The organism is Actinomadura sp. NPDC000600 (assembly GCF_040492135.1).
Classification (GTDB): Bacteria; Actinomycetota; Actinomycetes; order Streptosporangiales; family Streptosporangiaceae; genus Spirillospora.
On sequence record NZ_JBEUPD010000141.1, the window covers coordinates 1 to 1,090 of the forward strand.

The 1,090-nt window shown below is 66.8% G+C and carries 1 protein-coding gene; it reads left to right on the forward strand.

Going from position 1 to position 1,090, the window contains the following annotated elements; genetic code table 11:
- Positions 1 to 12: 12 nt before the first annotated feature.
- The coding region (locus ABWI07_RS44330) for an IS110 family RNA-guided transposase (RefSeq protein ID WP_353822234.1) at positions 13 to 1,090 on the forward strand (1,078 nt) is incomplete at its 3' end.

Genomic DNA, 1,090 nt, shown 5'->3' on the forward strand with positions numbered 1-1,090 from the left:
TTCGGGAGCACGATGAGCCGGATATGGGCCGGGATCGACTGCGGCAAGACGCACCACCACTGCGTCGCCATGGATGCTGACGGCAAGACACTGTTGTCTCGCCGCGTGGCCAACGACGAGCCGGAGCTCCTCCAGCTGCTCGGCGACGTCCTCGATACCGCGGACGGCCGCGAGGTGACCTGGGCATTGGACATGACGGGCGGCGAACCCGGGCTGCTGATCGCGGTACTGATCAACCACATGCAGGAGCTGCTGTACATCCCCGGCCGCATGGTGAACCGCGCATCCGACGCCTACCGCGGCGAGGGCAAGACCGACGCCCGCGACGCCAGGATCATTGCTGACCAGGCGCGTATGCGCCGAGACCTGCGGCCCATCCGCCCCGGCGACGAGGACACGATCGAGCTGGCGCTTCTGACCAGCCGCCGCATCGACCTGGTCGCCGAACGGACCCGTACCATCAACCGGCTCCGCTCGGTGCTGACCAGCATGTTCCCCGCTTTGGAACGGGCTGTGGAACTCACCAACGCCGGACCGCTGGTCCTCCTCACCGGCTATCAGACTCCGACCGCTCTGCGCCGGATCGGCCTCAACCGGCTGACGACCTGGCTGCGCAACCGCAAGGTTCGTGGGGCCGAGAACTTGGCCAAAGCAGCCGTGGAGGCCGCCGAGCGTCAGCACACCGCCGTCGCCGGCGAGAAGGTCATCGCGCAGATGGTCCACACCCTGGCAAAGGAGGTGATGGCCCTCAACGAGAAGATCACCGGGACCGAAAAGCTCATCGAAGGCCGGTTTCGTGAACACGAACTGGCCGACATAGTCCTCAGCATGCCGGGCATGGGACCCAAGCTCGGTGCCGAGTTCCTGGTTGCTGTCGGCGGCAGCCTGGACGGGTTCCCCACCGCCGACCGGCTCGCGGCCTTCGGCGGTGTCGCTCCCGCCCCGCACGACTCCGGAAAGACCAGCGGGAATCTGCGCCGCCCACAGCGTTACCACCGGCGCCTGCAGCACGTCTTCTACACATCCGCGCTGGTCAGCTCCTGGAGCGATCCCAACTCCAAGCGGTTCTACGACCGCAAGAGAGCCGAAG